Here is a 26065-nt window from a genome sequence, read left to right on the forward strand (position 1 = left end):
CGTGTTGCAAATTAGAACAAGTTCTATATTCTCTGTCCCATGAAGGTCGCAGTGACCGGCGCAGCCGGCTACCTTGGCACGAATCTGCTCCGGCTCCTCACCGAGCGCGGCCATCAGGTCACGGCCATCGATCGGGCGATTCCCGCCGAGCCGGCGGCGCCCGGTGTCACCTGGCTGCAGGGCGACGTGCTCGACCCGGCGTCGATGCGCGCCGCGCTGAGCGGCGCCGAGGTGGTCTACCACCTGGTCGCCGTCATCACCCTGGCCGAGAAGAACGATCTGGCCTGGCGGGTGAACACCGAGGGCGTGCGCGTGGTCGCCGAAGCGGCGCTGGCCGTCGGCGCCCGGCGAATGGTGCACGCCAGCTCGATCCACGCGTTCGACCAGTACAGCTGCGGCGGCCGGATCGACGAGAACGCGCCGCGCTCGACCGATCCCGCGCTTCCGGTGTACGACCGGTCGAAGTGGGCGGGCGAGGTCGCGCTGCGCAAGGTGATCGACCAAGGCCTGGACGCCGTGCTGTGCAATCCCACGGGTGTGTTCGGCCCCCTGGACTTCAGCAAGCCGCTGTCGCGCATCAACCGGACGCTGAAGGACGCGGCGCTCGGGCGGGTACCGGCCATGATCGGCGGGGGATTCGACCTCGTGGACGTGCGCGACGTGGCCGAGGGCCTGATCCTGGCCGGCGAGCACGGCCGGACCGGCGAGAACTACCTGCTCGGCGGATCGATGATCTCGATGCTCGAGCTGTGCCGCGTCGCGGCGGCCCACGGCGGCAAGCGGGGCCCGAAATTCGCCATCTCCCCCAAGCTGGTGTCCGGCGTCATCCCGGTGCTCGCGCCGATCGGCAAGCTGTTCAACTCCGACATCGTCTCCAAGGCGGCGCTGGGCGCGCTCATCTCCGCGCCCGTCGTCGACCACGGCAAGGCGTCCAGCGAGCTCGGCTACCTGCCGCGCCCGCTCGACGACACAGTGCGCGACCTGGTCGCCTTCTTCGCCGACCCGACCCGGCTCGTCCCGCCGGACACCAGGCAGATTGCTTGACAGCGGATAGAACACATGTTCGACTGAGGGTGTGCGGTGGCAAAGCCAGACCCTGGACGCCGAGGACGGCGCCTTGCCCGGGCTGTCCCGGGCCGGTCTGGTGCGCACCGTGCAGACGCCGGAGTTCGAAGGCATCACGTTCCACGAGGTGCTGTGCAAGAGCGCGCTGAACCGGGTGCCCGAGGGCGCGAATGTGCCGTTCCACTGGACGGTCAATCCCATGCGGGGGTGTTCGCACGCGTGCCGCTACTGTTTCGCGCGCGGCACGCACGAGTACCTGGACCTGGACGCGGGCCGGGACTTCGACTCGCAGATCGTGGTGAAGACGAATGTCGCGGCGGTGCTGCGCAAAGAGCTCGGGAGGCGGTCCTGGCGCCGCGAACCGGTGGCGCTCGGCACCAACACCGATCCCTATCAGCGCGCCGAGGGGCGGTATCGGTTGATGCCGGGCATCATTCGCGCGCTGGCCGAGTCCGGCACGCCCTTCTCCGTCCTCACCAAGGGCACCCTGCTGCGTCGCGACCTGCCGCTGCTGACCGCGGCCGCCCGCGAGGTGCGCGTGAGTCTCGCGGTGTCCATCGCGATCCTCGACCAGGATCTGCACCGGAGCCTGGAGCCCGGCACGCCGTCACCCCGGGCCCGGCTGGAGTTGGTGCGCGCGCTCACCGACGCGGGATTCGCGGTCAACGTCCTGGTCGCGCCGGTGATTCCCTGCCTCACCGACGGCCGTGCCCACCTGGACGCGATCTTCGGCGCGATCGCCGCGGCCGGGGCGGACTCGGCCGTCGCATTCCCCATGCATCTGCGCGGCAGCACCAGGGACTGGTTCCTGTCCTGGCTGGCTGAGCACCATCCGGCCTTGCTGCGGCGGTACCGCCAGCTGTACCGCCGCGGGGCCTACGTCACGCCGGAGTACTCCGCCTGGCTGCGCGCGCGGGTCGCTCCGCTGCTGGCGGAGCACGGTTTGACGGGTCGCGGCCAAGCCGAACCGGAGACACGACCCGAAACCGCGCACACGACCGGCGCGCAGCTGGCATTGTTCGCCTGACGCCATCCTCGCCGGATCTCGCCGGTCCGCGCGCTTCGGGGGCGCGCACCGCGTTCGACGGAGTAGTTTGGCGATGGCACCTCTCAGCGACGAGGAAGTGAAGCAGGCATATGGTTTCACACCAAAACGATGTCGGCACAGCGAAGTTGGAAAAGGTCGTCATTCGGTTCGCCGGGGACTCCGGCGACGGAATGCAGCTGACCGGCGATCGCTTCACCCATGAGGCCGCCGCCTTCGGCAACGACCTGGCCACCCAGCCCAGCTTCCCCGCCGAGATCCGGGCGCCGCAGGGGACGCTGCCCGGCGTCTCGTCCTTCCAGATCCAGATCGCCGACTACGACATCCTCACCGCTGGTGACCAGCCCGACGTGCTGGTCGCGATGAACCCCGCCGCGCTCAAGGCGAACCTGGAGGATCTGCCGCGCGGCGCCACGGTCATCGTCAACACCGACGAGTTCACCAAGCGCGCTCTCGCCAAGGTCGGCTATCCCGCCGACCCGCTGGCCGACGACACACTGTCGGACTTCGTGGTGCACCGCGTCCCGATGACCTCGCTGACCCTCGGCGCCACCGAATCGACCGGCGTCGGCAAGAAGGATGCGCAGCGCGCGAAGAACATGTTCGCCCTCGGCCTGCTGTCCTGGATGTATGGGCGCCCGATCGGTGGCACCGAGCAGTTCATGCGGGAGAAGTTCGCCACCAAGCCGGACATCGCGGAGGCCAACATCCTGGCGTTCCGTGCGGGCTGGAACTACGGCGAGACCACCGAGAGCTTCGCCACCACCTACGAGATCGCGCCCGCCAAGCTGCCGCCGGGCACCTATCGCCAGATCACCGGCAACACCGCCCTCGCCTACGGTCTGATCGCCGCGGGCCGGATCGCGCGGCTGCCGGTCTTCCTCGGCACCTACCCCATCACCCCGGCCTCGGACATCCTGCACGAGCTGAGCAAGCACAAGAACTTCGGCGTCACCACGTTCCAGGCCGAGGACGAGATCGCCGGGATCGGCGCGGCGCTGGGCGCTTCGCTCGGCGGCGCGCTGGGCGTCACCAGTACGTCCGGTCCCGGACTCGCGCTCAAGAGCGAGACCATCGGCCTGGCGGTGATGACGGAACTGCCCCTGGTCGTGATCGATGTGCAGCGCGGCGGACCGTCGACCGGCCTGCCGACCAAGACCGAGCAGGCCGATCTGTTGCAGGCGCTCTACGGCCGCAACGGCGAATCACCGGTGGCGGTGCTGGCCCCGCGCTCCCCTGCCGACTGCTTTGCCACCGCGGTGGAGGCCGCGCGGATCGCTCTCACCTACCGCACTCCGGTGCTGCTGCTGTCCGACGGTGCGATCGCGAACGGCTCGGAGCCGTGGGCCATTCCCCGAGTAAGCGAGCTGGAGCCGATCGACCCGGCCTTCGAACCGGAAGGCGACGACGCCGACCCGTTCCAGCCGTACGCACGCGATCCCGACACCCTCGCCCGCCCGCTCGCCGTCCCGGGCACGAAGGGCCGCGCGCACCGCATCGGCGGTCTGGAGAAGGCCGACGGCAGCGGCAACATCTCCTACGATCCGGCCAACCACGAACTCATGGTTCGCCTGCGCCAAGCCAAGATCGACGGCATCGGCGTCCCCGATCTCGCGGTCGACGACCCGGACGGCGCCGCCGAGCTGCTGCTGATCGGCTGGGGCAGCTCCTACGGCCCGATCGGCGAGGCATGCCGGCGCGCGCGGCGGCGCGGTGTCCCGGTCGCCCAGGCCCATCTTCGGCACCTCAATCCGTTGCCCGCCAATCTCGGCGACGTACTGCGCCGCTATCGCCTGGTGGTCGCGCCGGAGATGAACGGCGGCCAGCTGGCCACGCTGTTGCGGGCGAAGTACCTGGTCGACGTGCGGCCGTGGACGAAGATCGCGGGCACCGCGTTCTCCGCGCAGGAGCTGGTCGGGGTCATCGATGCGGCGCTGGACGGGTCGATCGAGGAGATGGAACAGAACAAGGTCTTCGCCGCACGGGCGCAGGCCACGTATCGAACACTGCCGGACGACGCAGGCAAGGCAGCCGCGTACCGCATGGCTGGGGGTAACGCATGACCATCGTGGAAACGTCACTGGTCGGCACCGACCTCGGACTGACCGGAGTATCCGGGGTGCCGTCCGCGGACGGACCGCAGAAGGTGAAGGACTTCACCTCCGATCAGGAGGTGCGCTGGTGCCCCGGCTGCGGTGACTACGTGATCCTGGCGACGGTGCGCGGCTTCCTCGCCGAACTCGGATTGCGCCGGGAGAATTTGATGTTCGTGTCCGGGATCGGCTGCTCCAGCCGCTTCCCGTACTACCTGGAGGCCTACGGCATCCACTCGATCCACGGTCGTGCGCCCGCCATCGCGACCGGGTTGGCGGTCAGCAGGCCGGATCTGTCGGTCTGGGTGGTGACCGGTGACGGCGACGCGCTGTCCATCGGCGGCAACCACCTCATCCACGCGTTGCGCCGTAACGTGAACATGACGATCCTGCTGTTCAACAACCGGATCTACGGACTGACCAAGGGCCAGTACTCGCCCACCTCGGAGCAAGGCAAGATCACCAAGTCGACGCCGATGGGCTCCGTGGACCATCCCTTCAACACCCTGTCGGTGGCACTCGGCGCGGAAGCGACCTTCGCCGCCCGCGCGCTCGACTCCGATCGCGCGGGACTCACCGAGGTGCTGCGCGCCGCCGCCGAGCATCGCGGCACGTCGTTCGTGGAGATCCTGCAGGACTGCCCCATCTTCAACGACGGCTCGTTCGACGTGCTGCGCCGGGAGAACGCCGCGGACCATCTCATCCCGCTGCGCCACGCCGAGCCGATCCGTTTCGGCGCCGAGGGCGAATTCGCCGTGGTACGACGCGGTTTCGGGCTCGCGGTGGCCCGCGCCGACAGCGTCGCGGAGTCCGACATCGTGGTGCACGACGCCTACGCCGATGACCCGGAGTACGCCTACGCGCTGTCGCGGCTGAGCGACCAGGGACTCGAGCATGTCGTCACCGGCATCTTCCGCAGCGTCGCTCGACCGACCTACGACGACGCGGTGCGCTACCAGACCGAGAGCGCGCGCGAGCAGAAGCCGGTCGGCCCGGACTCGCTGCAGGCCCTGCTCACCGGGCCGGAGACCTGGACGGTCGGATAACCCGCCGTACCCGGCTGCGCCGGGCGGCGAAGGTCCGCGCAGCCGGTCAGGCGCCGCGCTTGACGAAACCGAGGTCGACGACGGCGTCGCGCTCCTGCTCCAGCTCGGCGACCGAAGCATCGATCCGCGGGCGGGCGAGTTCGTCGATCGCCAGATCGGGCACGATCGTGTACTCGCCGTTCGCACAGGTGACGGGGAACGAGCTGATCAGCCCCGCGGGCACACCGTAGGAGCCGTCCGAAGGCACCGCCATGGACACCCAGTCGCCGTCCCGGGTGCCGTGTACCCAGTCGTGGATGTGGTCGATCGCCGCGCTGGCCGCACTCGCCGCCGACGATGCGCCGCGCGCCTGGATGATGGCGGTGCCGCGCTGCTGCACGGTCGGCACGAACTCTTCGGTCAACCACGCCGGATCGCCGATCAGGTCGAGGGCGGGGCGTCCCGCGACGGTGGCGTGCGCGATATCGGGATACTGCGTCGCCGAATGATTGCCCCAGATCGCCACCCGCGCGATGTCGGCAGCGGGCGCACCGGTCTTCGCGGCGAGTTGCGCGATGGCGCGGTTGTGGTCGAGCCGGGTCATGGCGGTGAAACGCTCGGCGGGCACGTCCGGTGCGTTGCTCATGGCGATGAAGGCGTTGGTGTTGGCGGGGTTGCCGATGACGAGCACTTTCACGTCGTCCGCGGCGCTGGCGTTGATCGCGGCCCCCTGCTCGGTGAAGATCGCGCCGTTGGCGGCGAGCAGATCCGAGCGTTCCATCCCGGCCGTGCGCGGCCGCGCGCCGACGAGCAGGGCGATGTCGGCGCCGGCGAAGCCGATCCACGGGTCGTCGCTGATGTCGACGGACTCCAGCAGCCCGAACGCGCCGTCCTCCAGTTCCATCGCGACGCCCTCCAGCGACGCCGCCGCGGCGGGGACTTCCAGCAGCCGCAGGCGCACGCGCGTGTCCGGGCCCAGCATCGCGCCGGAGGCGATCCGGAACAGCATCCCGTAGGCGATCTGGCCCGCGGCTCCGGTCACGGTGACGGTCACGGTCCCAGCGGCGGTGCTCACGACGAACTCCTTGCGGTCGGCGGATTCCTGCTGCCCACCCTAGCCACTCTCACCGCCGCCGAACGCCCACGGTGAGCTACGCGACAGTGACCGGTACGCTGCCGCACACCCGTTTCCTGGAACGCCGGGTCAGGCGAGCGTGGCGACCTCGGTGTCGGTCAGCACGATCGGCGACACCACGTCCTTCGCCCGCGCGAGCCGCACGGCGCGATACAGCGGCCGTTCCTCGAGCCCGGCGTCGCGCGCCTCGGCCCGCAACTGGCGCACCAGCACCTCCGAAACCGCTACGGCCGCGGCCAATCGACTGGCGGCGAGCGCGTCGGCGAGCCTGCGCAGACCCAACAGGTGCAATTCGCGACCGCTGCCCGCGTCGGTGTACATCGCCAGCGGAACGACCTGGGACACCTCTCCCGCGGTGACCCGCAGTGCGATCCTGCTCAATCGGGCCGGGAACACCAGCATCTCGACCCCGGTCGCCCCTGACAGCTCCACCTGCCGTTCCCCGAACAGCCTGCGGGCATGAAGAGTATTGCCGGTCAGCCACATTCGCCGCCGACGCAGCGCGACGGCGTAGAGGACGGTCGGCGCGCCGACGACGACGCCGATGGCCGCGGCGATCGGCCAGCTCACCACGGTCGCGGCCAGCAGCGCCGCGCCGAGCCCGATGCCCGACGCGGCCAGCGCGAGGCGGCGCAACATCGGCGCGTACAGCTCGGGCGCGACCAGATCGAGCCCGACCGGCGCGATCGACTGCTGGTCATCAGAATTCGTGGACACTACTCCGCCCTCTCGCGACTCCGGCGGCTGTACTCTGCGCGCCGGTCACGTAACCGCACCCGCCGCCCGGCCGGCGACGGGTTCGACGCACAGTACCGCGCGCCCGGCGGTCGCGTCGCGAAACCCGACACCGTCGGGCACCCGCCACCTCGCTACCCGGCCAGCGACTCCCGGATCACACCGACCACCTCGGGCAGGGGAATCTCCCGCTGGTCGCCGGTCGCCATGTCCTTGAGCCCGATGGTGTTCTCCGCCAGGTCCCGGTCGCCGAGTACGAGGGTGAACTTCGCCCCGGAGCGATCGGCCGCCTTCATCGCGCCCTTCACACCGCGCCCGCCGTAGGCCAGGTCGACCCGGATGCCCGCCGCGCGCAGCTGCGCGGCCACCACCACCATCCGCTGCTTGGCGGCGTCGCCCAGCGGCACGCCGAAGACCTCGCAGCGCGCCGGGTCGCCCGCCGACTTGCCCTCGGCCGCCAGCGCCAGCATGGTGCGGTCGACGCCGAGGCCGAACCCGATCCCCGACAGCGGCTGGCCGCCCAGCTCGGCCATCAGACCGTCGTAGCGGCCGCCGCCGCCGATGCCGGACTGCGCGCCGAGACCGTCGTGCACGAATTCGAACGTGGTCTTGGTGTAGTAGTCCAGGCCGCGCACCATGCGCGGGTTCACCACATACGGCACGCCCAGCGCCTCCAGGTGGCCGAGCACCTGCTCGAAGTGCGCTTTGGCCGACTCCGAGAGGTGGTCGATCATCAAAGGCGCATCCGCGGTCATCTCGCGCACCTGGGGCCGCTTGTCGTCCAGCACGCGCAGCGGGTTCAGCTGGGCACGCCGCCGAGTCTCCTCGTCCAGCGGCAGCCCGAGCAGGAAATCCTGCAGCAGCTCCCGGTATTGCGGACGGCACGTCTCGTCACCCAGCGAGGTGACCTCGAGCCGGAAACCGTCCAAACCCAGGCCGCGGAATCCGGCATCGGCGATGGCGATGACCTCGGCGTCCAACGCCGGATCGTCGACGCCGATCGCCTCGATGCCCACCTGCTGCAATTGCCGGTACCGTCCGGCCTGCGGCCGCTCGTATCGGAAGAAGGGACCGGCGTAGCAGACCTTCACCGGAAGCTGGCCGCGGTCGAGGCCGTGCTCGATCACCGCGCGCATCACCCCCGCGGTGCCCTCGGGGCGCAGCGTGACGCTGCGATCGCCGCGGTCGGGGAAGGTGTACATCTCCTTGGTGACGACGTCGGTGGACTCACCGACACCACGGGCGAACAGGCCCGTGTCCTCGAAGACCGGCAGCTCGATATGCCCGTACCCGGCCAGTCGGGCGGCGCGGAGCAGGCCGTCGCGCACCGCGACGAACTCGGCCGAGCCGGGTGGCACGTAGTCCGGTACCCCCTTCGGGGCGGAGAAGCTGCTGGTCTTGGTCACGATGCTCCAGTTTCCACCACTACGGCCCCGCAAGTCCAACCGGTTCGCCGAACCGCCTCTCAGGAAGGTTGCGGAGCAGTCTCAGGTAGAAATGGCACACTCTTATCCCGATGTAACCGGATACGGGAGGAACGTGGTAGTGCCGAGCAACGAACAGCGACGAGCAGCGGCGAAACGCAAGCTGGAACGTCAGCTCGCCAACCGGGCGGAGCGGGCGCGCAAGCGCAAGCAACTCACCATCGCCGGATCGGTACTCGGTGTCGTCGTGGTGGTCGCCGCCGTGACCGGGGTGTACTTCTTGACCCGCGGCGACGACAACAGCAGCTCCGACGCCGCCGACGCCTCGCTGTCCAGCACGCCCGCCGCGGCCGCGCCGCCGTCGGCGAAGGCCAAGCCCGCGACGGTCGACTGCGCCTACCGCGACAGCGCCAAGCCCGCGGACAAGCAGGCGAGCAAGCCGAAGGCCGGCGGCATCCCCACCACCGGCGTGGATGCCGAGGTCAGCGTCAGCATGGAGACCAGTCAGGGCCCGATCGGGCTGACCCTGAACAACGCCGAGTCGCCGTGCACGGTGAACAGCTTCGTCAGCCTGGCGGCACAGAACTACTTCGACGGCACCAGCTGCCACCGCATGACCGCGGGCGAGGGCCTGAAGGTTCTGCAGTGCGGTGACCCCACGGGCACCGGAATGGGCGGGCCGGGTTACGAATTCGACAACGAATACCCGACCGATCAGTACGCTCCGAACGACCCCGCGGCCTCCTCCGAGCCGGTCGCGTACAAGCGCGGTGTGCTGGCCATGGCCAACGCGGGCCCCGGTACCAACGGCAGCCAATTCTTCATCGTGTACTCGGATTCGCAGCTCCCGCCGCAGTACACGATCTTCGGCACCGTGGACGACAACAGCCTCGGCACGCTCGACAAGATCGCCGCACTGGGCCAGGACGACTCCAACGGCCCAGGCGACGGCAAGCCCAAGCAGCCGGTCACCATCCAGTCGGTCCGTATCGACCGCTGACGCACGCATCCGGGCCCGCCGCCGACCCTCGGCAGCGGGCCCGAGCCATGTCTACGGCCATCCGGCCGGAGTGCGAGGCAGTCGAGCCTTTCTTCGGTTAGGGTGTCCTCAGTCCGAAGATCATCCGGCGCGCCCGGAGACACGCCGGAAATGTGCGATATATGCTGATAAAGCAGCAAGCTCGTTCGATTGTGCCGACCTTTGTCAGGTAACCTCGAAACAAGGAGTTCTTGCAGCGTAGCGCGGCCTCGGCCGGGCAATCCGCCGGACAGGAAGTGCCACGCCACAAGTTCTCCGGGTGTCCACGTTTGCAGGCGGGACCCGCTGCACGGGACTACAGTTCGCGTGGCGGCGTCCGTAACGAAGCACCACCATCATCCATAGTGATCACTGCAGCATCGGGGAGCAGCCATGTCCGAGGAACTGGACGACATCGGCCGGGAAACCGCGGCCATGATGAGGACAATGTTGCAGCTTGCGACGCTCGTCGCCCTGCGGACCCGCGAGCGTGGCCAGAAGGAAGCCGAAGCGCGCGTCAAGCTCACCGAGGCCCGGCTCAAAGAGGCCAAGGAATTGCAGCTGCGCGAGGCGCGCGACGCGAAGGCCAAGGATCCGCGTAACACCGAACTGGCCCGGCTGATCGAGAAGCCGATCCCGGAAAAGGGTGTGTCGCTGGAGAAGGACCGCTTTTCCGCACAGGCCGAGGCATCGCGGATGGCGGCCAATGCCGCCGCCAAGCCGGTTCTGCAGTACGACTCTCAGGAACGCCGCATGGCGATCGCGGCCCATCTCGCGAAAATGGGTGTGGCGCCGGAACTCGCCGCCGTGCGAATGCTGATCGAGGTGGGGCAGGCGCAACCGCCGGGCGAAGCCGTGCGCACCCGCCCCGGCGAGGCCCCGTCGGTCACCAGGGGCGGACGGGAACAGGAATCCCGCGGCCTGGAGCGCACACGATAGCAGCAGAAGGACGAAATGCCCGCTGAATCGCCAGCGGGCATTCGTCTTTCCGGCCGATATCGCGAGAGCGCGCGGTGCGATCGCGACTAAGTATGAAAGTCTCCCATCGTGGGATCGCCGAACATCCCGTGCTGCGGCGATTTCGTCGGTAGCGGGCTGAGCATGTCCTTGTGCCCGTTGCGCACGCTGCAGTATTTGAACGGCCCTTTGGGGTCGAACAATTTCGCCATGTGCGGATCCGCATGATCGAGGAACCAGACGCTCAACCCGGTCGACGGGTTCTGCCGGTAGTGCTCCCACGCGCGCCACAGCGCGTCCAGACGGGCGACCGCTTCGGCGTGCTGCCACCACTCCGGGCACCACACGGTGTCGCTGAGATCGGTGACCTGCCGCCGATAGACCACACTCAAGTATTCCTCGACGAATGCCACCACGCTCGCGTAGATCATGTTCTGCTGCTGTTCGGTCACAGCGGCCGGACCTCCTCGACTTGGCCGTACTCCGGCGGTGGCGTCGACTTGCTCAGCGACGGCGAACCGATCACGTCCGCAATCTGGGTCTTGCGCTGTGGATCATGGTGAGAGATGGACTTCTTCACGTCGGCAGCGTACTCACCCTCCCACCAGGGCACGGTCCGGATGAGCACCGGCGGCGCACCGGAGGGGAACAGGATCGCCCGGCCACGCGGCAGCGTCGCGAGGGCGTTGACGGAGAACGTCTTGGACGAGCCCAGCGAGCGGGAATAGCTCTTGCCGCCCTTGGATTCGGAGACCGACTGCGAGATCGCATCGTATTCGCCGAGCACGTCCGAACGTTCCTGCAGGAACTTGGTGTCGTCCACGCCGCTACCGAGCACTTTGATGTTCGCCGCCGACCACAAGGCGTTCATGCCGCTCTCACCCCAGCAGCGGGCGCCCTGGGCCCAGGACTGCAGCACCGTCATCACGACGATGCCCCGCGAGCCGAAGTGGCTGTACTGCTTGGGCAGGTCCTTCCAGCGCACCACGTTGGCGGCTTCGTCGAGCACCGCGAGCATCGGGATCGCCAGGCGCCCACCGGCCGACTGCGACGCCTTGCGCATCGCCACGTCCACCACCGCCTCGGTGAGCGCGCTCACCAGCGGCGCGGCCGATCCGCGGCCTTCCAGCGACAGGCTGTAGAGCGTTCCGTTGTTCTCCAGGAATTCCAGCTCGTCGAACTCCCTGCGATCGCCGCCACGGGTGATCCACGGGTGCACGTTCGACAATTTCAGGCACCGGATCATCTTCTTGGCGGTGCCGAAGATGCCACTGCGCGTGCGTGGATCGGCGTTGTACTGCGAGGACAGGCCCGAGGCCGTGTAGTGATGGCGGGCGGCGCGCAGGAGCTCGATCGGCTCGGTGTCCTGCGGATTGGTCACCCATTCCCACACCTGAACGATCGGCCTGCTGCCGTTGCGATCACCGACCGCGGCGGCGAGGAACAGTCCGGCCAGCAGGTCTTCGGCCTCGGGATCGAAGAACGCGTCGTTGCTGCTGTCACTACCGTCGTCGCCGTCGGCGAAGTGCCCCGCCAACCGCGCCGCGCGCATCTCGCAACCCTCCCGCTTGGCGTCCACCCAGGACAGCGGATCCCAGAACCAGGTCGGCTCTTCTCCGGCGACGCCCTGCGGATCGAAGACGAAGGTGGGACTTCCTTTGGACTCCCGCACGTCTCGGGTCGCGTCCACCACGTCACGCTTGTTCGAGGTGGCCAGCACCGGACCGATCGCGGTGAGGATCGCCGGGATCACCCGGGACGTCGACTTGCCCTGGCGCGGACCCCAGATGTCCAAGTGCAGATCCTCGTACGAGCCGTACAGCATCACCCCGTCTGCCACACCGACGCCGATCGGTACACCGGGAGCGTCGTCGTACCCGAGTTCGACGCCCAACTGCTCGGCCTTCTCCCGGACGCCCGCCTCGGTGAGCATCGAGATCGCGCCACCGTTGCCCATCACGTCGGCCTTGTCGTCGACCGGCAACCTCCCCTTGCTCCGGCGCTTCTGCAGCTCCTTGCGGATCACCAGATATGCGACCACGCTCAGGATCACCAGCAACACGATCGCCGTGGCCGCGCCCGGCCAGCGCAGCTTGCCCCGCGCCAGATCCGCCGCGATGGCGATCGGGTTGAACGGGACCTTCTGCGGGCTGCCCTCGAGCATGTTGCCCAGATGCAGCGCGAGCCAGAGAGTTCCGAAGATCGCGAAGCCGGCGTAGGTCAGTAACAGGCTGACGTCGGGTCCGGGTATGGCCGGATCCGTCACCTTTTTCTTCTTCGCCATGTGTGCCTCCTGGGTCGGCCGTCCGGTACGGAAAGCGGGTGGTCAGCGGAATGCGTCGAGCCGCCAGCCGTCGGGCGTGCGCACGACGGTGGCGATCACCGTCGCGGGCGGCAGCGGCTCCTTGCGTCCGTTCGGATAGACGACGGTCTGTTCGATCCCGATCTTGAACTGCTGGACATTCGGGTCGCTGAGGGTCGGCGGCTTCTCCCCGGACGCGAACGTGAATGCCTCCACGTGTGCCCCCTCCCGTGCCCAATCCGCCCACTGCAGCGTCGACTTCGGCGTCTCCACCGCGGTCGGCGCCGCATCCAGCATACGAATCAAACTGGGCCCGAGAAACTTTCGCGCCCTGCTCAAGGAAGCGCCCTGAGTCTCGGCGGCGGGTTGCCAGCTGTAGATCTCCCGCAACGCCGCGAACGCGACACCGTCCGGCGTCACCGGATCGGGGGCGGGCACGCCCTCCAGCAAACGGGTGGTGGACGTAGCCGAGTGCGCCGCATCGGATCCCGTATCCGCGCGGCCGCAGGCCGCACCCAGCACCGCGACGCTCGCCACCAGCATCACCACCAGTTTCGCCCGTGCATTTCCTCTATCCATCCAGGCTAGCCGCCCACGGGGGCGTCGCGGCAGTCCTGCCGCCGTGTGTTCGGGCCCGTCACCGCTCACAGCACCCTCCTCGCACGTCCGTCCCCCGGAACCGCGACTTCCGAAACACCACCGGCGGATCGGGCATCCGCCCCCGGCACGGACTGGATCATCCGTCCGTTGCCCACGTAGACGCCGACCTGCGCCGGTCCACGCCGACCGAACGAGCTGAACACCAAGTCCCCCGGCCGGGCCTTGCTCATCGGCACTTCCGCGCCCGCCTCCCACTGCTGTTCGGCCGTGCGCGGCAATGTCACCGTGCCGGAGGACGCCGCGAACACCGCCGCCGCGGTCAGACCCGGTCCGTCCAGTCCGCCGCCGCTCGGGCCTTGGGGTCCGCCGCCACCCCAGACGTACGGGGTGCCGAGCCATTCGTGCGCGGCTTCGACGATCTGGTCGCCTGCCGTCCCCGGCCCGGGCGTGAACCGGCCGACCGACCCCGGCGCCCGGTACTGCGCTTCCATCGTGAGGATGTTGCGCACGTACGGCTGGGTCTCGGCATAGTGCGCGGCAACCTGGTTCGGCATGCCGCCGGAGGCCAGTACCGCACCTTCGCCCGCGTTGTAGGCCGCCAGCGCCAGCGCGACGATGTCGCCCTGCACCCGGCCCTCGGCCTGCCACCGCTGGATCTTGTGCGCGATCGCGCACATGTAGCGCCCTTGACCGATGATCGCGTCGCCGTCGTCCCACACACTGGCCACGCCGTTGCCGTCGGCGTCGATCACGTACGGCTGACCGTCATCGGGATTGATGCTCACCGCGGTGGTCGGCAGGAATTGCGCCAGGCCCTGCGCGCCCGCGGGGGAGGTGGCGCCACGGCGGAAACCGGACTCCTGCCTGCCCTGCGCGGCCAGCAGCGAAGGCGTGATCTGCGGGCAGATGGAACCTGCCCGGCGGTACCAGATCTCCAGTTCCTGCGGCACCTTGCCCGCGGCCAGCGCGCCACCGGCGGTGCCGAAACCGAGGCTGCAGCGCGGATCGCTGGAGTAGACGCGCGCACCGCCGACATCCGGGGTCGGGGCGCCGTCCAGCCACGGCAACGGGTCGATCTGGCGCCCACCGGTGAACCTGCCGCCCGGCACGATCTCGAAATGCAGATGGGGCCCGCTGGACTCCCCCGCCGAACCGACCGCGCCGATGTGCTGCCCCGCCCTCACCGTGTCGCCCGCGCGGACGAGCACGCCGGAGTCCCACATGTGCCCGTAGACCGCCGAGTACGAACGGCCGTTGATGTCAACGGAATCGACGACGATCCAGTTGCCGAAGCCGGACGCCGGACCGGCGGCGACCACACGGCCGTCGGAGACCGAGAAGATCGGCGTGCCGTCGGGCGCGGCCAGGTCGACGCCACGGTGCGCGCCGCCCCGCGAGCCGAAGGTATCCGACACGGTGAAGGTTCCGGTGGCCATCGGGAGAGTGCGGCGCAACGGGCCCGCTCCCGCGGCGAGCGAGGGGGTGGCGGTCGCGGCCGGATTGGTCTGGGTCGCGCCGGCACCGGCGGTCGCGGCGGCACGCCGATCACCCGGCGGGTAGCCGCCCAGTGGCGGGAGCGCCGACTGCGAACCGAGTACGGACCCGCCCTCGCAGGCGTCGTCCACGGCGGGCATGACGATGACCAGCACGATGGTCATCAGGCCGAGCACCGCGCCCAGCGCCGTCCACAGCACCGATTTGCCGCTCATCGCCGCACTCCGGCATCGTGCCGCGCGCAGCCGCGGCTCACGTCCGGCGCCGGGCTTCGTTGAGGGTGTCGGCCAACGTGCGGTTCATCTCGGCGGCGGCCGCCAATTGCTGCTGCAACAGCGCGACTTTGCGCCGCAGCGCGGTCGCGTCCATCCGTTCCAGGCCGGGGCCTTCGGCCGCGCGCACCCAGTTCCGCACCGAGTTCGTGTGCACACCGATCTGCTCGGCGACCACGCGGCAGGCCTCCGATTCACTGCGCAGCTTGCCGGTCAGCGCGATGACCTGTTCGACCGCCGCTTGGCGCACCTCCGGAGAGACGCGACGGTAGGACCGGTGCGGCATCATGCGGCACTCCCCGGTGAATCCGTTCCCCGCGAAGTCGATTCGGTGAACTCGCTGAACCGCTGGTTGGTGTCGTGGATCCCGCTTTCCTTCTCCGACAGCGTGAATTCCATGTGGAACGGGATGCCGGGGCGACGATCCTCACCGATCTTCAGCAGGAACTTGCCGGTGCCAGGCGGCGAGGGCCGCTGCTGTCCCGGTTTGAGCGCCTCACCGGTCAGCGCTTGCGGTGCGGACCATCCGGTCACCATCTCCTCCTCGGCCGATGTGAACGGAACCGTGCTGTCCAGCCGTTTGATCTCCTCGGCCGGGAGCGCGCCGAAGATCTTGGCGCGCGCCCGCTCGAGAAAACCGAGCGCCTTCGCGATGGCGGCTTCCGAACCGAGCGCCTGCAGGTCCTTGATGGTGTGGCTGATCATGATGAGCGCGGTCGCGATGCCGCGCTGCAACCGGGTGAGTTCGTCGACGCGGTCGACCATGAAGTCACCGAGGCCGAGTACCTGCCACAGCTCGTCCATCACCACCTGGAAATAGCGCTGCGGGCCGAGCTTCGCGTCGGCGAGCACGTGTGCGGCTTCGACCGAGGCGAACCCGTCGGCCCAGCAGGCCAGCATGACCGCCGCCTTGAGCTTCTTGTCGCCGGTCGGAATGTGCGAGACGTCCATGCACACCGCGACCGCGCTGGTGTCGATCGGCACGGTGGTCTGCCCGTTGAAGACCGCGCCGAACGGACCCTGGGTCAGCGCGCGTAGGGAGCGGCGCAGCCCCTTGATCGCCTCCTGGTACTCCGCGACGTCGTCGGCGCCCGCGTCCAGCATCAATTCCTCACCGCCGCCGACGATCACCTCGAGCAGGTTCTCCATGATCGGCGGTTTGTCCGGCGTGTAGCCGCTGCCCGGCCGGTACAGGATGCGCAGGGCCGTGGAGATCAGTGTCTCCTCGTAGTCGCGCACTCGGTCACCGCGTACCAGTTCGACCAGGCCCGCGATCAGGGTCACCTGCCGGGCCCGCAAGTCCTGCAGCACCTGCAGTTGCAAGGCCGGGAACTCCTCCAGCCGTGGGACCACCGCGCCGAGCACGCCCGCCGCGAGCGGATTCAGTTTGCCGTGCCCGTACCCGAGGTCGATCACCTGGCCGCCGACCAGTTCGACCATCTTCCGGTAGTCGGGCTTGACGTCGGCGAGGATCAACGGCGTGATCCCCTGCGCGATGCCGCCCAGCACGATCCGGCGGACCAGCGAGGACTTGCCGAAACCGTTGAGGCCGAGCACGAAAAGGCTGGGCGCGGTGATGAAACTGCCGCGCATGAACCAGTTCATCGGGTCGAAGCAGACCGGCGCACCGGTGTGCAGATGCGAGCCGAGGGGCGTGCCGATCAACGGCGCGCCCGCGCCGACCGACCAGGGCCACAAGCCGGCGACCTGGGCGGTGGTGGCGCGGTACTCGACCGGGCGGCCGACCACGTTCATCCGGCCGCCTCCCGGTCCCGCGTAGCCGCGGTCGGTGAGTTGCGCTGTACTGCGGTCGAAGCCGTCCTCGATCGTCTGCTCCGCGCGCGCCGCGTAGTTGCGGCGGCGGATGTCGTCGGTGCGGACGCGGAACTGCGCGAACGCCGCCCGCAGACCACTGCCCTCGCGGGCGATCATCTCCAGCTTGGCGCGGGTGGCGTCGTCGAGCAGGGGCGGCCCGGACTGCTTACGCCGATCGGCCTTCGCCTTCGCGCGGCGGGCCGCCTTGTCCGTGTACGGGGTGCCCATGGCGCGGTCGGCGGTGTAGTCCACCTTCGCGGGCCGTGCCACGCGGCCGTTCCTGGCCCCGTTGCGATCCGGCCGCGCGGCGATGCGCTCGGTGACCGCGTCCCGGGACATGCGCGGATTCCGCTCGCCGCGGGGACGTTCGGTGTGCCCGCGGTCGGTGTGGACGCCGTCGGACCGGCCCGCGCCCGGCCGCCCACGCCGCTCGGCCCCGCGCCGGTCGGACGTGTCGACGCCGCGCCGGTCCTCGCCGTTCACCCGCGCCGAATCTCGCGCGGGGCGCCTGCGCTCCGGCCGCTGTCCCCACTCGTCCCGGCCGGACTGCTCGAGCCGCCTGCGGCGTGCGTCCTCGTCCCGGTCCCGTACGGGTGGCTCGTAGTCCCGTGCCATGAATCGCTCACCCCGCCAGTGCCTTCGGAATAGTCGCGTGTTCCGGCAGGATCACCCCGCAACCGAGGGAGGCCGCGAAGGCCGCCGCCTGGTAGCGGTAGCACCGCCGAATCTTCAAGCGCGCCTGGGTCGACAGGTCGCGCGTGATGGCTTCGATACGCGGCAGGTCACCGCGCAGGGGCTCGGTGATGGTCACCAGCGCCCCGAAGCGGGTCACACCGTGACCCCGGGCCTGCTCTTCGCGGGCCTGCTGAGTCGCGCCCACCCGCAGCGTCGCCGCCGCGGACACGACCCCTCGTTCGCTCTGCTGGGCCACCAACGCGTTCTTGAAATCGTCGTCGACGATTTCGGCGGCGTCGGCGGCTGAGTGCGGACGGTACACGATCGCGATACGTTTGCGCGGTACTTCGGGATTCGGCGCGAGCAGCCGCTGCAGCACCCGTTCGTCGACCGCGCCCTCCGGCGCGGCGTCCATCTCCCAGGTGACCGACCGGCCTCCGTCGTGCACCAGATGATCCCACTTCTCGTCGTGGGACACCGGGCCCGCGTCCGCCCAGTCCAGGCCGTGCCCCTCGGGTTCGCCCGCGGCCACTTCCAGGTCGGCCTGCGAGGCGGGATCGTAACTGCGCCGGATGAAAGCGATCACCTCGTCGGCCGACATCGGCTGGGCGCGCACACCGGCTTCGGCCAGCGCGGCGCAGATGCCGGGCAGGCGGCGGCCGATCTCGACGGCCTCTTCCGCCGGGTTCTTGCGGCGCTCGGCGGTGGTGGCCTTGAACGTGATCGCCACTCGCGGCAGCAACTGCACCCGCTCCTGCGGCAACTCGGTAGCCAGCTCGTACATCACCTGCTGGGCCAGTTCCGGCGCCTCCGGCCTGGTGATCGTGGAAACCTCGGTGAGCAAGCGGTTTCCGGTCTCCGGCACGGTGTCGATGACCGGCACCACGGCCACGATGTCGCTGGTCTGGCCGACCGAGGCGAGGAAGGTGCCCCACGCCGAGACCCACCGATCGATCACCGGCTGGTCCACCGCCTCGTGGCCTTGCGGCCAGGCCCGCAGCACCACCGTGTACTGGGCGAACTGCGGCAGGTGGATCATGCCGAAGCTGTAACCGCCCGCGTCGATGCCCTCGTACAGCTTGGAGGGCGCCAGCAACCCGGGCAGGCGGGTCACGCCGCCGGGAATCCGGGAGAAGCGGCCACCGCGGTACACGTGCTCGCCACGACTGCGCGAGCGCATCCAGTTGAACATCATCAATCCCGTCTCGTAGCCCGAACGACCTCCGGTCCGCCATACCAGCGGGACCATCACGACGACACCGACGCCGCCGACGATCGCACCCCACTGGAAGCCGCCGACCATCGCGGTGATCAGCGCCGTGATCACGACCGCGAAGCCGAGCACGGTCTCCTCCCAACGCAGGCCGAAAAGACCTGCGCTGCGCGGCTTCTGCCAAAGCCCGTACGAGCGCCGCTCGTAGGTGTCGGTGAGTGTCATCGCGGAATGGTGCTCCTCCCGAGGTCGGGTGAACGGTTCGTCCAGCGATCGCCCGCGACGTCACCCATGGCTTGGTCGGCCCGGTTCAACCCGCCGCTCGCAGCGCGCGCCGCGCCGATCCGGCCTGCCGTCCTGGCCGCTCCGGACGCTACCCCGGCCGCGCCCGCGGGTCCGGAGGCGCGCGGAGCCGCACCGCCCTGCGGGCCACCGCCGCCACGCGGCGGGGTCGGGCGAGGTGCGCCGCCGCCACGCGGTCCGCCCGCGCCGCCGGGACGGGGGCCGGTGCCGCTGCCGCTCACATAGCCGGCCCGGCCCGGGGCAGCCGTGCCCTTGACGCCGACCGCCTTCGTGCCCATGGCGCCCAAGGCCGCCACGCCGACCAGAGTGCCACCGGCCGCGGTGAAACCGGAACCGCCGCTGCCGACGATCGCGACGGCCGGAGTGACCAGTCGCATGAGCGCGGGCAGCACGAATGCCACGCTGCACAGCAGCACGATCGCGACCAGCATGCGCTGGGCCTGCTCACCGTCGGGCAGGCCGCCGGCGGGGGTGAGCGAATCGACGTGACCCGCTGTGGTGAAAGCGATCATGTACACGATCGCCGCCACCGGTTTCCACAGCATGAAGGCGATGATCCAGCCGATGAGCTTCTGATAGGACTGCTTGCCGATGTTCATGCCGGAGGCCGCCGCCGCCAGCGGCAGCACACCGGCCGCGATCACCAGCAGGCCTTGCCGGACGATGGCGAGCACGATCTGCGCGAGCGCGCCGAGCAGGCCGACGATCGCGATGATCAGCACCAGTCCCGGCGAGAACGCCTGCAGCTTGCTGGTCTTCACCATCAGCTCGGCCAAGTCCTTGGCGTTGCCGTTGGTCGAGTCGTCGATGATCCACTCGGCGAAGCGATCCGACGCCTGCGTGCCCGCCACGATCACCGCGCCGAGCATCCAGGAGCTGAACACGACGCGGGTGAACATCCGGAACGATTCGGCCGCTTCGTTCATCGCGGCCCCCCGTCTGGCTTCGGCCAATCGCGCCCCGGACAGGATCACCGACGCTATCAGCAACAGGATCTGCGCTTGATAGGTGTAGTCGTTGATCTTGGTGAACAGCGAACCGGAATCGCTGGCCGCCTCGTTGGGTACCTTCATCCAGAAGGTCAACGCCAGGATGATCGCCTCGCCCAGACCGTTCATCAGCGAATCGACCACCTTGCCGAAGGTGGAATCCCAGGCCTTGTCCTTGACCGCCGTCGCCGCCTGGTCGGGATGCGTGGCGGCGTTGCCCGCCTTGCACGCGGCGGACGCGGCGTCGCCGAGTGAAATGCCGGGCAGGCCGACGTTGTCGAGCGTGTCGTGAATTTCGTTGCACGTCTCGTCGAAACCGTAGGTCTGGCCGTAGGCCACGGTCGGCGTCGCGATCATCACCGTGAAGATGACCGCGAGTATCGTGACTAGGCGCTTCACCATTGTGTCCACCCCTCGATGCTCCGCAGGGACTCGATCTGCACTCGCTCGTCGCCTGTCACCGTGGTGAGCTTCCAATCTCCGTCTCGCCACCGGACCGCCAGGCGCATGCCCACCCATGTTGGTTGGCCATCAACTGTTTCTCGAGCCTTTCTCGCAAACTGCACTTTCGCGAAATCATCTGCATAGCTCTCGATTCGGAACGCGTCCGAAGCGAACAAGAGGGGTCTCAGCTTCTCGGGCAGGCGGTCCGACACTTTGCCCTCGGCGACCAGCCGGTCGTACTCGGCCATATATTGCGGCGTCACGTCGACCAGCCGGGTCAGCAGGTCGCGATCCTTCGGATTGGCATTGGTCCGCCAGTAGATCTGTTCGGCGGCCAGGGCGGCACCCTGCGGCGTATGCGCGAATCCCAGGGCGGCGGAGCCGTCGATGCGGGATGGGCCGTCGGACGCGGAGAAGCGCACGACCGGACCACCGAACAGCCGCTGCCACACCCCCTCGCCGTTCGACGGCGTGGGCGCGGAAGCGGTCCACCCGGGTGAGCCCGGTTGCTGCCGCTGATCCGGTTTTTGTTGCAGGACAACACCAGCAGCGCGGACCGGCACGTCGACTCGGCGGCCGAACAGGTCGGTCTCCGGTGTGCCGAACGCAGATGTCCCTGCGATCGGATCGGGAGCGGTTCCCGCCGATGTGCCGGGAACGGCGTCCCGCTCGTCCACGGAGGCGCCGTCCCGCAGCGCGACCCCTGTCAGTGCCACCGCGAGTGCGACACTGATCAACGCGCCCGCGCCCATCAGAGCCAGGGGCATCCGGCCGGGTCTGCGCGCGGTCACCACTTGGTCCATCCCGTCAGCGATTCGAGATATTCCGTCTGCGCATTGTTGGTGGTGGATGGCTTCAGTCGCCAGTCGCCCGCGTCCCACACCATGACCAGGCGCGTCGCTGCCCACAACTGTTTGCCGTCCACCACCGGTCCCCTGGTGGCCAGCCGGATGATGGCCAGATCGTCGGCGTAGTCGTCCACTTTGAACGCGTCGGAGGCCACGAAATAGCGGGTCACCTTCTCCGGCTGCTGCTGCGGCAGGCGGTCGTCGGCCAGCGCCTTGTCGTAGGCGGCGATCTGCTGGGCGGACACTCGGACCTGGCGCACGTACAAGTCGCGATCGGCGGGCCGGGCGTTGAGCCGGTAGGTGATCTGCGCCGCGGCCAGCACCGCGCCCTGCGGGGTGTGCGAGTAGCCGACGGCCAGGTCGTCCTCGATCCGCGTCGGCCCGTCCGAGGTGGAGAACGGGACGGAGGCGCCGTACACCCGCTGCCAGCCGTGCGGTTCGGTGGTGCCTTCCGGCGCCGCGGTCAGCCAGTCCGGGTCGGTGGGCTTGCGCTGGCGCGAGGGGTCCTGCGAAAGCGGTTGGCCGGCAGCGTTGTTCGGAATGTCGACGCGCCTGCCCAGGATATCCGTCTCGGGGCTCGCGAAGCCGGTACCGCCGGAGCCTTCGGTGACGGCGGGCGCGCCCCCGACCGGCTCCTCGTCGCGGCTGACGAAGACGAAGATGCCGACGACCACGATGAGCGCCAGCACGGCGGCGGAGGCGACGATTCCGAAGGAGACACGGTCGCGCGCGTACGACTCCCTGTCGCTCACGTCGGTGCCTCCAGTTTCACGATGTCGGTAGGTAATGCGTCGATCGAATCGAGGGGTCGCACTGTCGAATCCGGGTCGGGCAGCCGTAATCTCCAGTCTTCGCCGAACCACTCGACGGCCGTATGGTGCACAGCTTTCGACCGGTCGGAGTATTCGGTGTACACGTCGACGGTGGAACGCGACTCGGAGTATCCGGTGATCTTGTAGCCCAGCAGACGCGGCGCGAACTCCGGGGTTGCCGGGCCGGTGATCGACAACTGCACCCGGTTGATCGCCCACTCGTCCTTGGCGGCACCCGGAACGAGTTCTTCCGCAGCGACTTTCGCCCATTGCGTATCGGCGGCCACCGCCAGCCGCACCGAGTGGGTCAGCGCGGCGACGGCCGCACCGCGCGGCGAGTGTTCGAAACCGGTCGCCGCGCCGTCGGCCGTAGACCGCGGCCCCTGGTCGGTCTGCGGCAGCTGCACACCTTGGAACGGCTGCCACCGCACGTTGGTGGGCGCGGCCGACAGATCCGGCCCCGCCGAGTCCGCACCGCCGCCGCAGCCGACCGCCGCGACCAGCAGCGCGGCGCCGACCACTCCGGCCGCGGGGCGGCGGATGTCGCGCCGCGACACCGTGGCGTCCGCCGGTCGCAGTACTGTCGAAGTCATTCCCGCGTCGTCCCCGTCCCGCTCCGGCGGCTCACGCGGGCAGGAACGCCAGGGCGATCCCCGACGCCGTGCTCGCCACCACAGCACCCAGCAGGCTCATCAGCACGCCGTGCGAGGCATCGTTCATGGCCAGATCGCTGCGGAAGACCAGCCACAGCTTTCCCGCGGACACGATCATCCAGGCCAGGCACACCAGCAGGACGAACCACAGCAGCCAGTTCAGCAGCTGCATCAGCGGTGCCAGGACGTCGGCGGGCATCTGCTTGTAGGCGAGCAGCTCCACTGCGGACATGCGTACGGTACCCATCGTCGGCCTCAGGTGCCGATGACGGCGTTCATGATGGTGCCCGCGCTGGTGGCGACCACGCCGCCGATCATCGCGCCCGCCACCATCTTCGGCGACTCCAGGCCACCTCCGGTCCACTTCTCCCAGGCGAACTTGCCGCCCGCGTAGACGATGCCGCAGATGCCCGACAACAGGACGAACCAGGTGAGATAGCGCACCAGCTGCAGGATCTTCTCCGAGCCCGGCGGCGCCTCGGGCGTCGGATTACCGACTTGTGCGAGGACGGTGCCGTACGTGTCCTGCACGGCGAGGAGGAGCGTGCTCATCGGGTGCCTTTCTCGAATAGTGGGTGGTTGTCGCCGATTCGATGCGGACGTTCACTCATCGGACGGCTTACGGAGATCCGGTGACCGGCGGTCGTAGCTGGCCTCCTCCAGTGCCGTCCGCGCGGCCGCCACGATGTCGGCGCCGAGCTCCCGGACATCGAGCGGGACTTCCTCCAGCAGATCGAGCTTGCGTTTCCTGGACGGCATCGGGTCACCGGGCGACCACACCGGCAGCTGCTCGGGTTCCACCAGCGTCCATTCCTCATACCACGGCACCTGCCACACCTGTCCGGCCAAGGAGCCGACCACGTCGCGATAGCGCCGGATCTCGGGAGCCATCCGGCCGGGCCGCGCGGCGACCGTGATCAGGCCGAGCACGTCGGAGGGACCGGCGAAACCCGAAAGATGTTGGCGCAGTAGGTCGTGCGCGCGGGACAGACCGGCGATGGTCTCTCGTGCGACGAGGACGACGAACGGACTTTCGCGGTCGAAGACGCCGGGCCAGCGGCGGCCCGAATCCGCCGCGGGCGCAAGCACATGCGCGAGGGTACTGGCTCCGGCTCCGCCGTGCACACCCAGCAGCCAGACCAGCGGCGCCCGGCCGACACCCGGCACGGGGCGGTCCCAGACGGCGGCACGGCGGGACTCCGGCGGGGCGATCACACCGGCGGGCGCTGGGTCGGGCTGACGCGGAAAAATCATGGCGGCGGTCATGATGCCACCCCGGCGAGCAGGCGCCCATATGCCCGGCGCGTCTCGGCGGCCAACGAGGTGTGCCGCACGAGTTCACCACGGGCCAGGTGCGGATCGTAGGGAATCTCCCTGATGTCGCGGACCCAGCCGGACAGATGCTCGCGCAAATGATCCGCTACCCGGGAGTCGTCGCCCGGGTACTGGTGCGAGACCACGATGGTGGTGTCGCCGACGATGCCGCCTCCGTGCCCCTCTCCGGCGTCGCCGAACTGGTCGTCCAGCCATTCCAGAGCGACCCGCAGTCGGTTGGCCGCGTCGGTGCGGGCCGGAATGGCAAGCACCAGAGCGACATCGGCGTCATCGAGCAGAGGCAGCAGTTGCCGGGCGGCAATCGGGTGTCCCCCGTCGTAGACGCCGGTGTATCCGGCCTCGCGCACCGCACGGGCGACCGTGAGATAGGTCGCACGCCTGCGCAGCGGCGCGGCGTCGCGCCAGAGCAAGCCGATGCCCGAAGTCGCCCGCGACAGGCACTCCTTCAAGGGCGCGGGTTCGTCGTCACCGCGACCGTACAGCCAGGACTGCAAGCTGATCGGGTGCAGGTGCTCGTCCGCGCCGCGCAGCGCGAGATCGCTACCTGCCGAGGTGGCGTCCACCGCGACCGTCGGCGTGCCACCCGAACCGAGTTCACCTGCCAAACCCAACGCCGTCGTGGTGGTGCCCGCACCACCGCACCCGCCGACCACCAGGATCGGCCGCTGCACCGGATGATCGGCTTCCGAGCCATCGCCCTTGCCGCGCCGCAACCGCACCACCGGAGCCTTGGAACGCACCGGCCGGCTCGACGCCGCGCCCTCCCCGGGCGCCTCGTCGAGCCAGCGGCTCCAGTCCTCTCCCATCGCCTCTGCTCTCCTTTATCCGGCCGTGATACCCGTGATCAGGGTGCGGCCGTCGATCACCGCGGTGGTGACCGTCTGCCTGCTGTAGGTGGCGGGCGCGCCGCCGGGTCGGTATTCGGTCACCTCCACCGAATACCGGTTGTCGCCGACCGTCACGATCCGCACGCAATGCGTCGTGCCCGCCGGGACGGAGTCGATGCCCCGCTGGATGACCGGCGCGGGCTGGACGTCGGCATCCGGTGAGACGGCCGCGCGGGCTCGTTCCCCGGAGCGCTCGACGTAGTACGCGTACTGGAACGACAGCACCGCGTCCGGTCCGGAGCCGGTGCCGCCCGCCTCCGCGCTGCGTACGATCGCGTCGCTGCGCTCCGTCGGGCAGGCACCGGCCGCGCGCGGGTTGCCGACGGCCTGGGCTCCGCCGACGGTGAGCTGCACCGACGCGGAGGTCTGCGAGTGCATCGGCTGCGCGGCGCGGTCGGCGGCCGAACGCAGCAGGAGCAGCACACCCACGGCGGCGACGACGATGACCAGCACCGCCACGATCACGAGGATCAGCAGCCGGGCCCGGCGAACGGCCGGGTGGGCGCGAGCGGCCTGCCGCAGCGCGCGCGACTCCGCAGGGCGTGGGGGCTCGACCGGGTCCGGCTCGTCGTCGCCGGCCCACGGGAACGGCAGGGGGCCGGCATGCAGCGGCGCGACATAGTCGTCGTCGGGGCCGGGCGCGTGACCGGTCACCACCCAATCCGACCACCCGCCGGTGAACTCGCTGCGCTGCGCGGGCAGATCCGACGGAACCTCTTCAGGTCTGCGCTGCCACGGCTCGTCGTCGTCGCGGAGGTGGTCCGGGTAGCGCGAAGGCCGGTCGTCGTCCGCGGGGATGATGGTGTTCGCCGCATCCGGCTCGCTTTTCTCCGGCGCGCCGTTGTCCGGCTCCAGAGCGCCGTACCAGCGGGAAAGCTGTTTGTACGACTTCAACATTCCCCCATTCCCGCAGAGCAGGGCACGCA

The 26065-nt window shown here is 69.3% G+C and carries 25 protein-coding genes; 6 read left to right on the top strand and 19 right to left on the bottom strand.

The annotated features are described in order from the left end of the window. Positions 1-39: 39 nt before the first annotated feature. From GVY64_RS01340 to GVY64_RS01355, 4 genes are all read left to right on the top strand, one after another. Positions 40-1044 carry an NAD-dependent epimerase/dehydratase family protein gene (locus GVY64_RS01340; RefSeq protein ID WP_159837871.1) on the top strand — a complete coding sequence of 335 codons (1005 nt, stop codon included), beginning with the start codon at positions 40-42 and terminating at the stop codon, positions 1042-1044. Positions 1045-1075: 31 nt separating this feature from the next. Further along, positions 1076-2092: an Rv2578c family radical SAM protein gene (locus GVY64_RS01345; protein ID WP_159837873.1), complete on the top strand. Its 1017-nt coding sequence runs from the start codon at positions 1076-1078 to the stop codon at positions 2090-2092. A 110-nt stretch (positions 2093-2202) separates the two neighbouring features. Continuing rightward, the gene (locus tag GVY64_RS01350; protein WP_159837875.1) at positions 2203-4173 is read left to right on the top strand and encodes a 2-oxoacid:acceptor oxidoreductase subunit alpha; all 1971 of its coding nucleotides are present in this window, start codon (positions 2203-2205) and stop codon (positions 4171-4173) included. Beyond that, positions 4170-5249, top strand: a complete 1080-nt coding sequence (locus tag GVY64_RS01355; protein ID WP_159837877.1) for a 2-oxoacid:ferredoxin oxidoreductase subunit beta — start codon at positions 4170-4172, stop codon at positions 5247-5249. Before GVY64_RS01350 ends, GVY64_RS01355 begins: the two co-directional genes overlap by 4 nt. Before the next feature lie 46 nt (positions 5250-5295). On the opposite strand, the gene GVY64_RS01360 is transcribed toward GVY64_RS01355, so the two are convergent. From GVY64_RS01360 to hisS, 3 genes are all read right to left on the bottom strand, one after another. Further along, positions 5296-6303: a malate dehydrogenase gene (locus tag GVY64_RS01360; protein WP_159837879.1), complete on the bottom strand. Its 1008-nt coding sequence runs from the start codon at positions 6301-6303 to the stop codon at positions 5296-5298. A 129-nt stretch (positions 6304-6432) separates the two neighbouring features. After that, positions 6433-7080, bottom strand: a complete 648-nt coding sequence (locus tag GVY64_RS01365) for a hypothetical protein (RefSeq protein WP_159837881.1) — start codon at positions 7078-7080, stop codon at positions 6433-6435. Positions 7081-7232: 152 nt separating this feature from the next. Next, on the bottom strand, positions 7233-8504 hold the full coding sequence (hisS, locus tag GVY64_RS01370) for a histidine--tRNA ligase (protein WP_159837883.1): 1272 nt from the start codon (positions 8502-8504) through the stop codon (positions 7233-7235). Between the two features lie 139 nt (positions 8505-8643). Here hisS and GVY64_RS01375 point away from each other — a divergent pair, with 139 nt between their 5' ends. Together GVY64_RS01375 and GVY64_RS01380 are read left to right on the top strand one after the other, a co-directional pair. Then, complete coding sequence (locus GVY64_RS01375) at positions 8644-9522, top strand: peptidylprolyl isomerase (RefSeq protein WP_159837885.1); 879 nt, start codon at positions 8644-8646, stop codon at positions 9520-9522. A 411-nt stretch (positions 9523-9933) separates the two neighbouring features. Then, a complete protein-coding gene (locus GVY64_RS01380) occupies positions 9934-10479 on the top strand; it encodes a hypothetical protein (protein ID WP_159837887.1) in 546 nt (181 codons plus the stop codon). 86 nt (positions 10480-10565) lie between these two features. Here GVY64_RS01380 and GVY64_RS01385 read toward each other — a convergent pair whose 3' ends face one another. The 16 genes from GVY64_RS01385 to GVY64_RS01460 form a co-directional block, all read right to left on the bottom strand. Beyond that, entirely contained in the window at positions 10566-10949 is a 384-nt protein-coding gene (locus GVY64_RS01385) for a DUF4913 domain-containing protein (protein ID WP_236566527.1), read from the bottom strand. Next, the gene (locus GVY64_RS01390) at positions 10946-12781 is read right to left on the bottom strand and encodes a type IV secretory system conjugative DNA transfer family protein (protein WP_159837889.1); all 1836 of its coding nucleotides are present in this window, start codon (positions 12779-12781) and stop codon (positions 10946-10948) included. The genes GVY64_RS01385 and GVY64_RS01390 overlap by 4 nt, the downstream gene beginning before the upstream one ends. A 42-nt stretch (positions 12782-12823) precedes the next feature. Then, positions 12824-13378, bottom strand: a complete 555-nt coding sequence (locus GVY64_RS01395) for a hypothetical protein (RefSeq protein ID WP_159837891.1) — start codon at positions 13376-13378, stop codon at positions 12824-12826. Positions 13379-13443: 65 nt separating this feature from the next. Further along, positions 13444-15108, bottom strand: a complete 1665-nt coding sequence (locus GVY64_RS01400; protein ID WP_159837893.1) for a peptidoglycan DD-metalloendopeptidase family protein — start codon at positions 15106-15108, stop codon at positions 13444-13446. Between the two features lie 37 nt (positions 15109-15145). Beyond that, the gene (locus tag GVY64_RS01405; RefSeq protein ID WP_040867646.1) at positions 15146-15454 is read right to left on the bottom strand and encodes a transposase; all 309 of its coding nucleotides are present in this window, start codon (positions 15452-15454) and stop codon (positions 15146-15148) included. Further along, complete coding sequence (locus tag GVY64_RS01410) at positions 15451-17595, bottom strand: hypothetical protein (protein WP_159837895.1); 2145 nt, start codon at positions 17593-17595, stop codon at positions 15451-15453. The genes GVY64_RS01405 and GVY64_RS01410 overlap by 4 nt, the downstream gene beginning before the upstream one ends. A 7-nt stretch (positions 17596-17602) precedes the next feature. Beyond that, complete coding sequence (locus GVY64_RS01415) at positions 17603-19093, bottom strand: SCO6880 family protein (protein ID WP_063017581.1); 1491 nt, start codon at positions 19091-19093, stop codon at positions 17603-17605. After that, on the bottom strand, positions 19090-20562 hold the full coding sequence (locus tag GVY64_RS01420; protein WP_159837897.1) for a hypothetical protein: 1473 nt from the start codon (positions 20560-20562) through the stop codon (positions 19090-19092). Before GVY64_RS01420 ends, GVY64_RS01415 begins: the two co-directional genes overlap by 4 nt. Continuing rightward, positions 20556-21281: a hypothetical protein gene (locus GVY64_RS01425; protein WP_159837899.1), complete on the bottom strand. Its 726-nt coding sequence runs from the start codon at positions 21279-21281 to the stop codon at positions 20556-20558. The genes GVY64_RS01420 and GVY64_RS01425 overlap by 7 nt, the downstream gene beginning before the upstream one ends. Positions 21282-21391: 110 nt before the next feature. After that, positions 21392-22204, bottom strand: coding sequence for a hypothetical protein (locus GVY64_RS01430; RefSeq protein ID WP_159837901.1), 813 nt, complete (start codon positions 22202-22204; stop codon positions 21392-21394). Then, the gene (locus tag GVY64_RS01435) at positions 22201-22857 is read right to left on the bottom strand and encodes a hypothetical protein (protein WP_236566528.1); all 657 of its coding nucleotides are present in this window, start codon (positions 22855-22857) and stop codon (positions 22201-22203) included. Before GVY64_RS01435 ends, GVY64_RS01430 begins: the two co-directional genes overlap by 4 nt. Positions 22858-22888: 31 nt before the next feature. Continuing rightward, positions 22889-23149 (bottom strand): hypothetical protein, encoded by a 261-nt coding sequence (locus tag GVY64_RS01440; RefSeq protein ID WP_228829053.1) that lies wholly within the window; start codon positions 23147-23149, stop codon positions 22889-22891. A 23-nt stretch (positions 23150-23172) separates the two neighbouring features. Continuing rightward, on the bottom strand, positions 23173-23469 hold the full coding sequence (locus GVY64_RS01445; RefSeq protein ID WP_039799032.1) for a hypothetical protein: 297 nt from the start codon (positions 23467-23469) through the stop codon (positions 23173-23175). Between the two features lie 51 nt (positions 23470-23520). Continuing rightward, the gene (locus GVY64_RS01450) at positions 23521-24183 is read right to left on the bottom strand and encodes a DUF6668 family protein (RefSeq protein WP_159837905.1); all 663 of its coding nucleotides are present in this window, start codon (positions 24181-24183) and stop codon (positions 23521-23523) included. Next, complete coding sequence (locus tag GVY64_RS01455; RefSeq protein ID WP_159837907.1) at positions 24180-25058, bottom strand: MinD/ParA family ATP-binding protein; 879 nt, start codon at positions 25056-25058, stop codon at positions 24180-24182. The genes GVY64_RS01450 and GVY64_RS01455 overlap by 4 nt, the downstream gene beginning before the upstream one ends. A 15-nt stretch (positions 25059-25073) precedes the next feature. Continuing rightward, entirely contained in the window at positions 25074-26036 is a 963-nt protein-coding gene (locus tag GVY64_RS01460; RefSeq protein WP_159837909.1) for a hypothetical protein, read from the bottom strand. Positions 26037-26065 lie beyond the last annotated feature (29 nt).

The sequence above is a fragment of the Nocardia sp. CY41 genome (genome assembly GCF_009829325.1).
Taxonomy (GTDB): domain Bacteria; phylum Actinomycetota; class Actinomycetes; order Mycobacteriales; family Mycobacteriaceae; genus Nocardia.

What these genes read in the sequence shown, in the direction of transcription:
- GVY64_RS01395 (WP_159837891.1), bottom strand. Translation starts at nt 13,378, where the DNA reads ATGGATAGAGGAAATGCACGGGCGAAACTGGTGGTGATGCTGGTGGCG.
- GVY64_RS01350 (WP_159837875.1), top strand. Translation starts at nt 2,203, where the DNA reads ATGGTTTCACACCAAAACGATGTCGGCACAGCGAAGTTGGAAAAGGTC.
- GVY64_RS01405 (WP_040867646.1), bottom strand. Translation starts at nt 15,454, where the DNA reads ATGATGCCGCACCGGTCCTACCGTCGCGTCTCTCCGGAGGTGCGCCAA.
- GVY64_RS01460 (WP_159837909.1), bottom strand. Translation starts at nt 26,036, where the DNA reads ATGTTGAAGTCGTACAAACAGCTTTCCCGCTGGTACGGCGCTCTGGAG.
- GVY64_RS01390 (WP_159837889.1), bottom strand. Translation starts at nt 12,781, where the DNA reads ATGGCGAAGAAGAAAAAGGTGACGGATCCGGCCATACCCGGACCCGAC.
- GVY64_RS01440 (WP_228829053.1), bottom strand. Translation starts at nt 23,149, where the DNA reads ATGTCCGCAGTGGAGCTGCTCGCCTACAAGCAGATGCCCGCCGACGTC.
- GVY64_RS01355 (WP_159837877.1), top strand. Translation starts at nt 4,170, where the DNA reads ATGACCATCGTGGAAACGTCACTGGTCGGCACCGACCTCGGACTGACC.
- GVY64_RS01340 (WP_159837871.1), top strand. Translation starts at nt 40, where the DNA reads ATGAAGGTCGCAGTGACCGGCGCAGCCGGCTACCTTGGCACGAATCTG.
- GVY64_RS01445 (WP_039799032.1), bottom strand. Translation starts at nt 23,469, where the DNA reads ATGAGCACGCTCCTCCTCGCCGTGCAGGACACGTACGGCACCGTCCTC.
- GVY64_RS01455 (WP_159837907.1), bottom strand. Translation starts at nt 25,058, where the DNA reads ATGGGAGAGGACTGGAGCCGCTGGCTCGACGAGGCGCCCGGGGAGGGC.
- GVY64_RS01380 (WP_159837887.1), top strand. Translation starts at nt 9,934, where the DNA reads ATGTCCGAGGAACTGGACGACATCGGCCGGGAAACCGCGGCCATGATG.
- GVY64_RS01435 (WP_236566528.1), bottom strand. Translation starts at nt 22,857, where the DNA reads ATGACTTCGACAGTACTGCGACCGGCGGACGCCACGGTGTCGCGGCGC.
- GVY64_RS01410 (WP_159837895.1), bottom strand. Translation starts at nt 17,595, where the DNA reads ATGGCACGGGACTACGAGCCACCCGTACGGGACCGGGACGAGGACGCA.
- GVY64_RS01420 (WP_159837897.1), bottom strand. Translation starts at nt 20,562, where the DNA reads ATGGTGAAGCGCCTAGTCACGATACTCGCGGTCATCTTCACGGTGATG.
- GVY64_RS01450 (WP_159837905.1), bottom strand. Translation starts at nt 24,183, where the DNA reads ATGACCGCCGCCATGATTTTTCCGCGTCAGCCCGACCCAGCGCCCGCC.
- GVY64_RS01415 (WP_063017581.1), bottom strand. Translation starts at nt 19,093, where the DNA reads ATGACACTCACCGACACCTACGAGCGGCGCTCGTACGGGCTTTGGCAG.
- GVY64_RS01400 (WP_159837893.1), bottom strand. Translation starts at nt 15,108, where the DNA reads ATGAGCGGCAAATCGGTGCTGTGGACGGCGCTGGGCGCGGTGCTCGGC.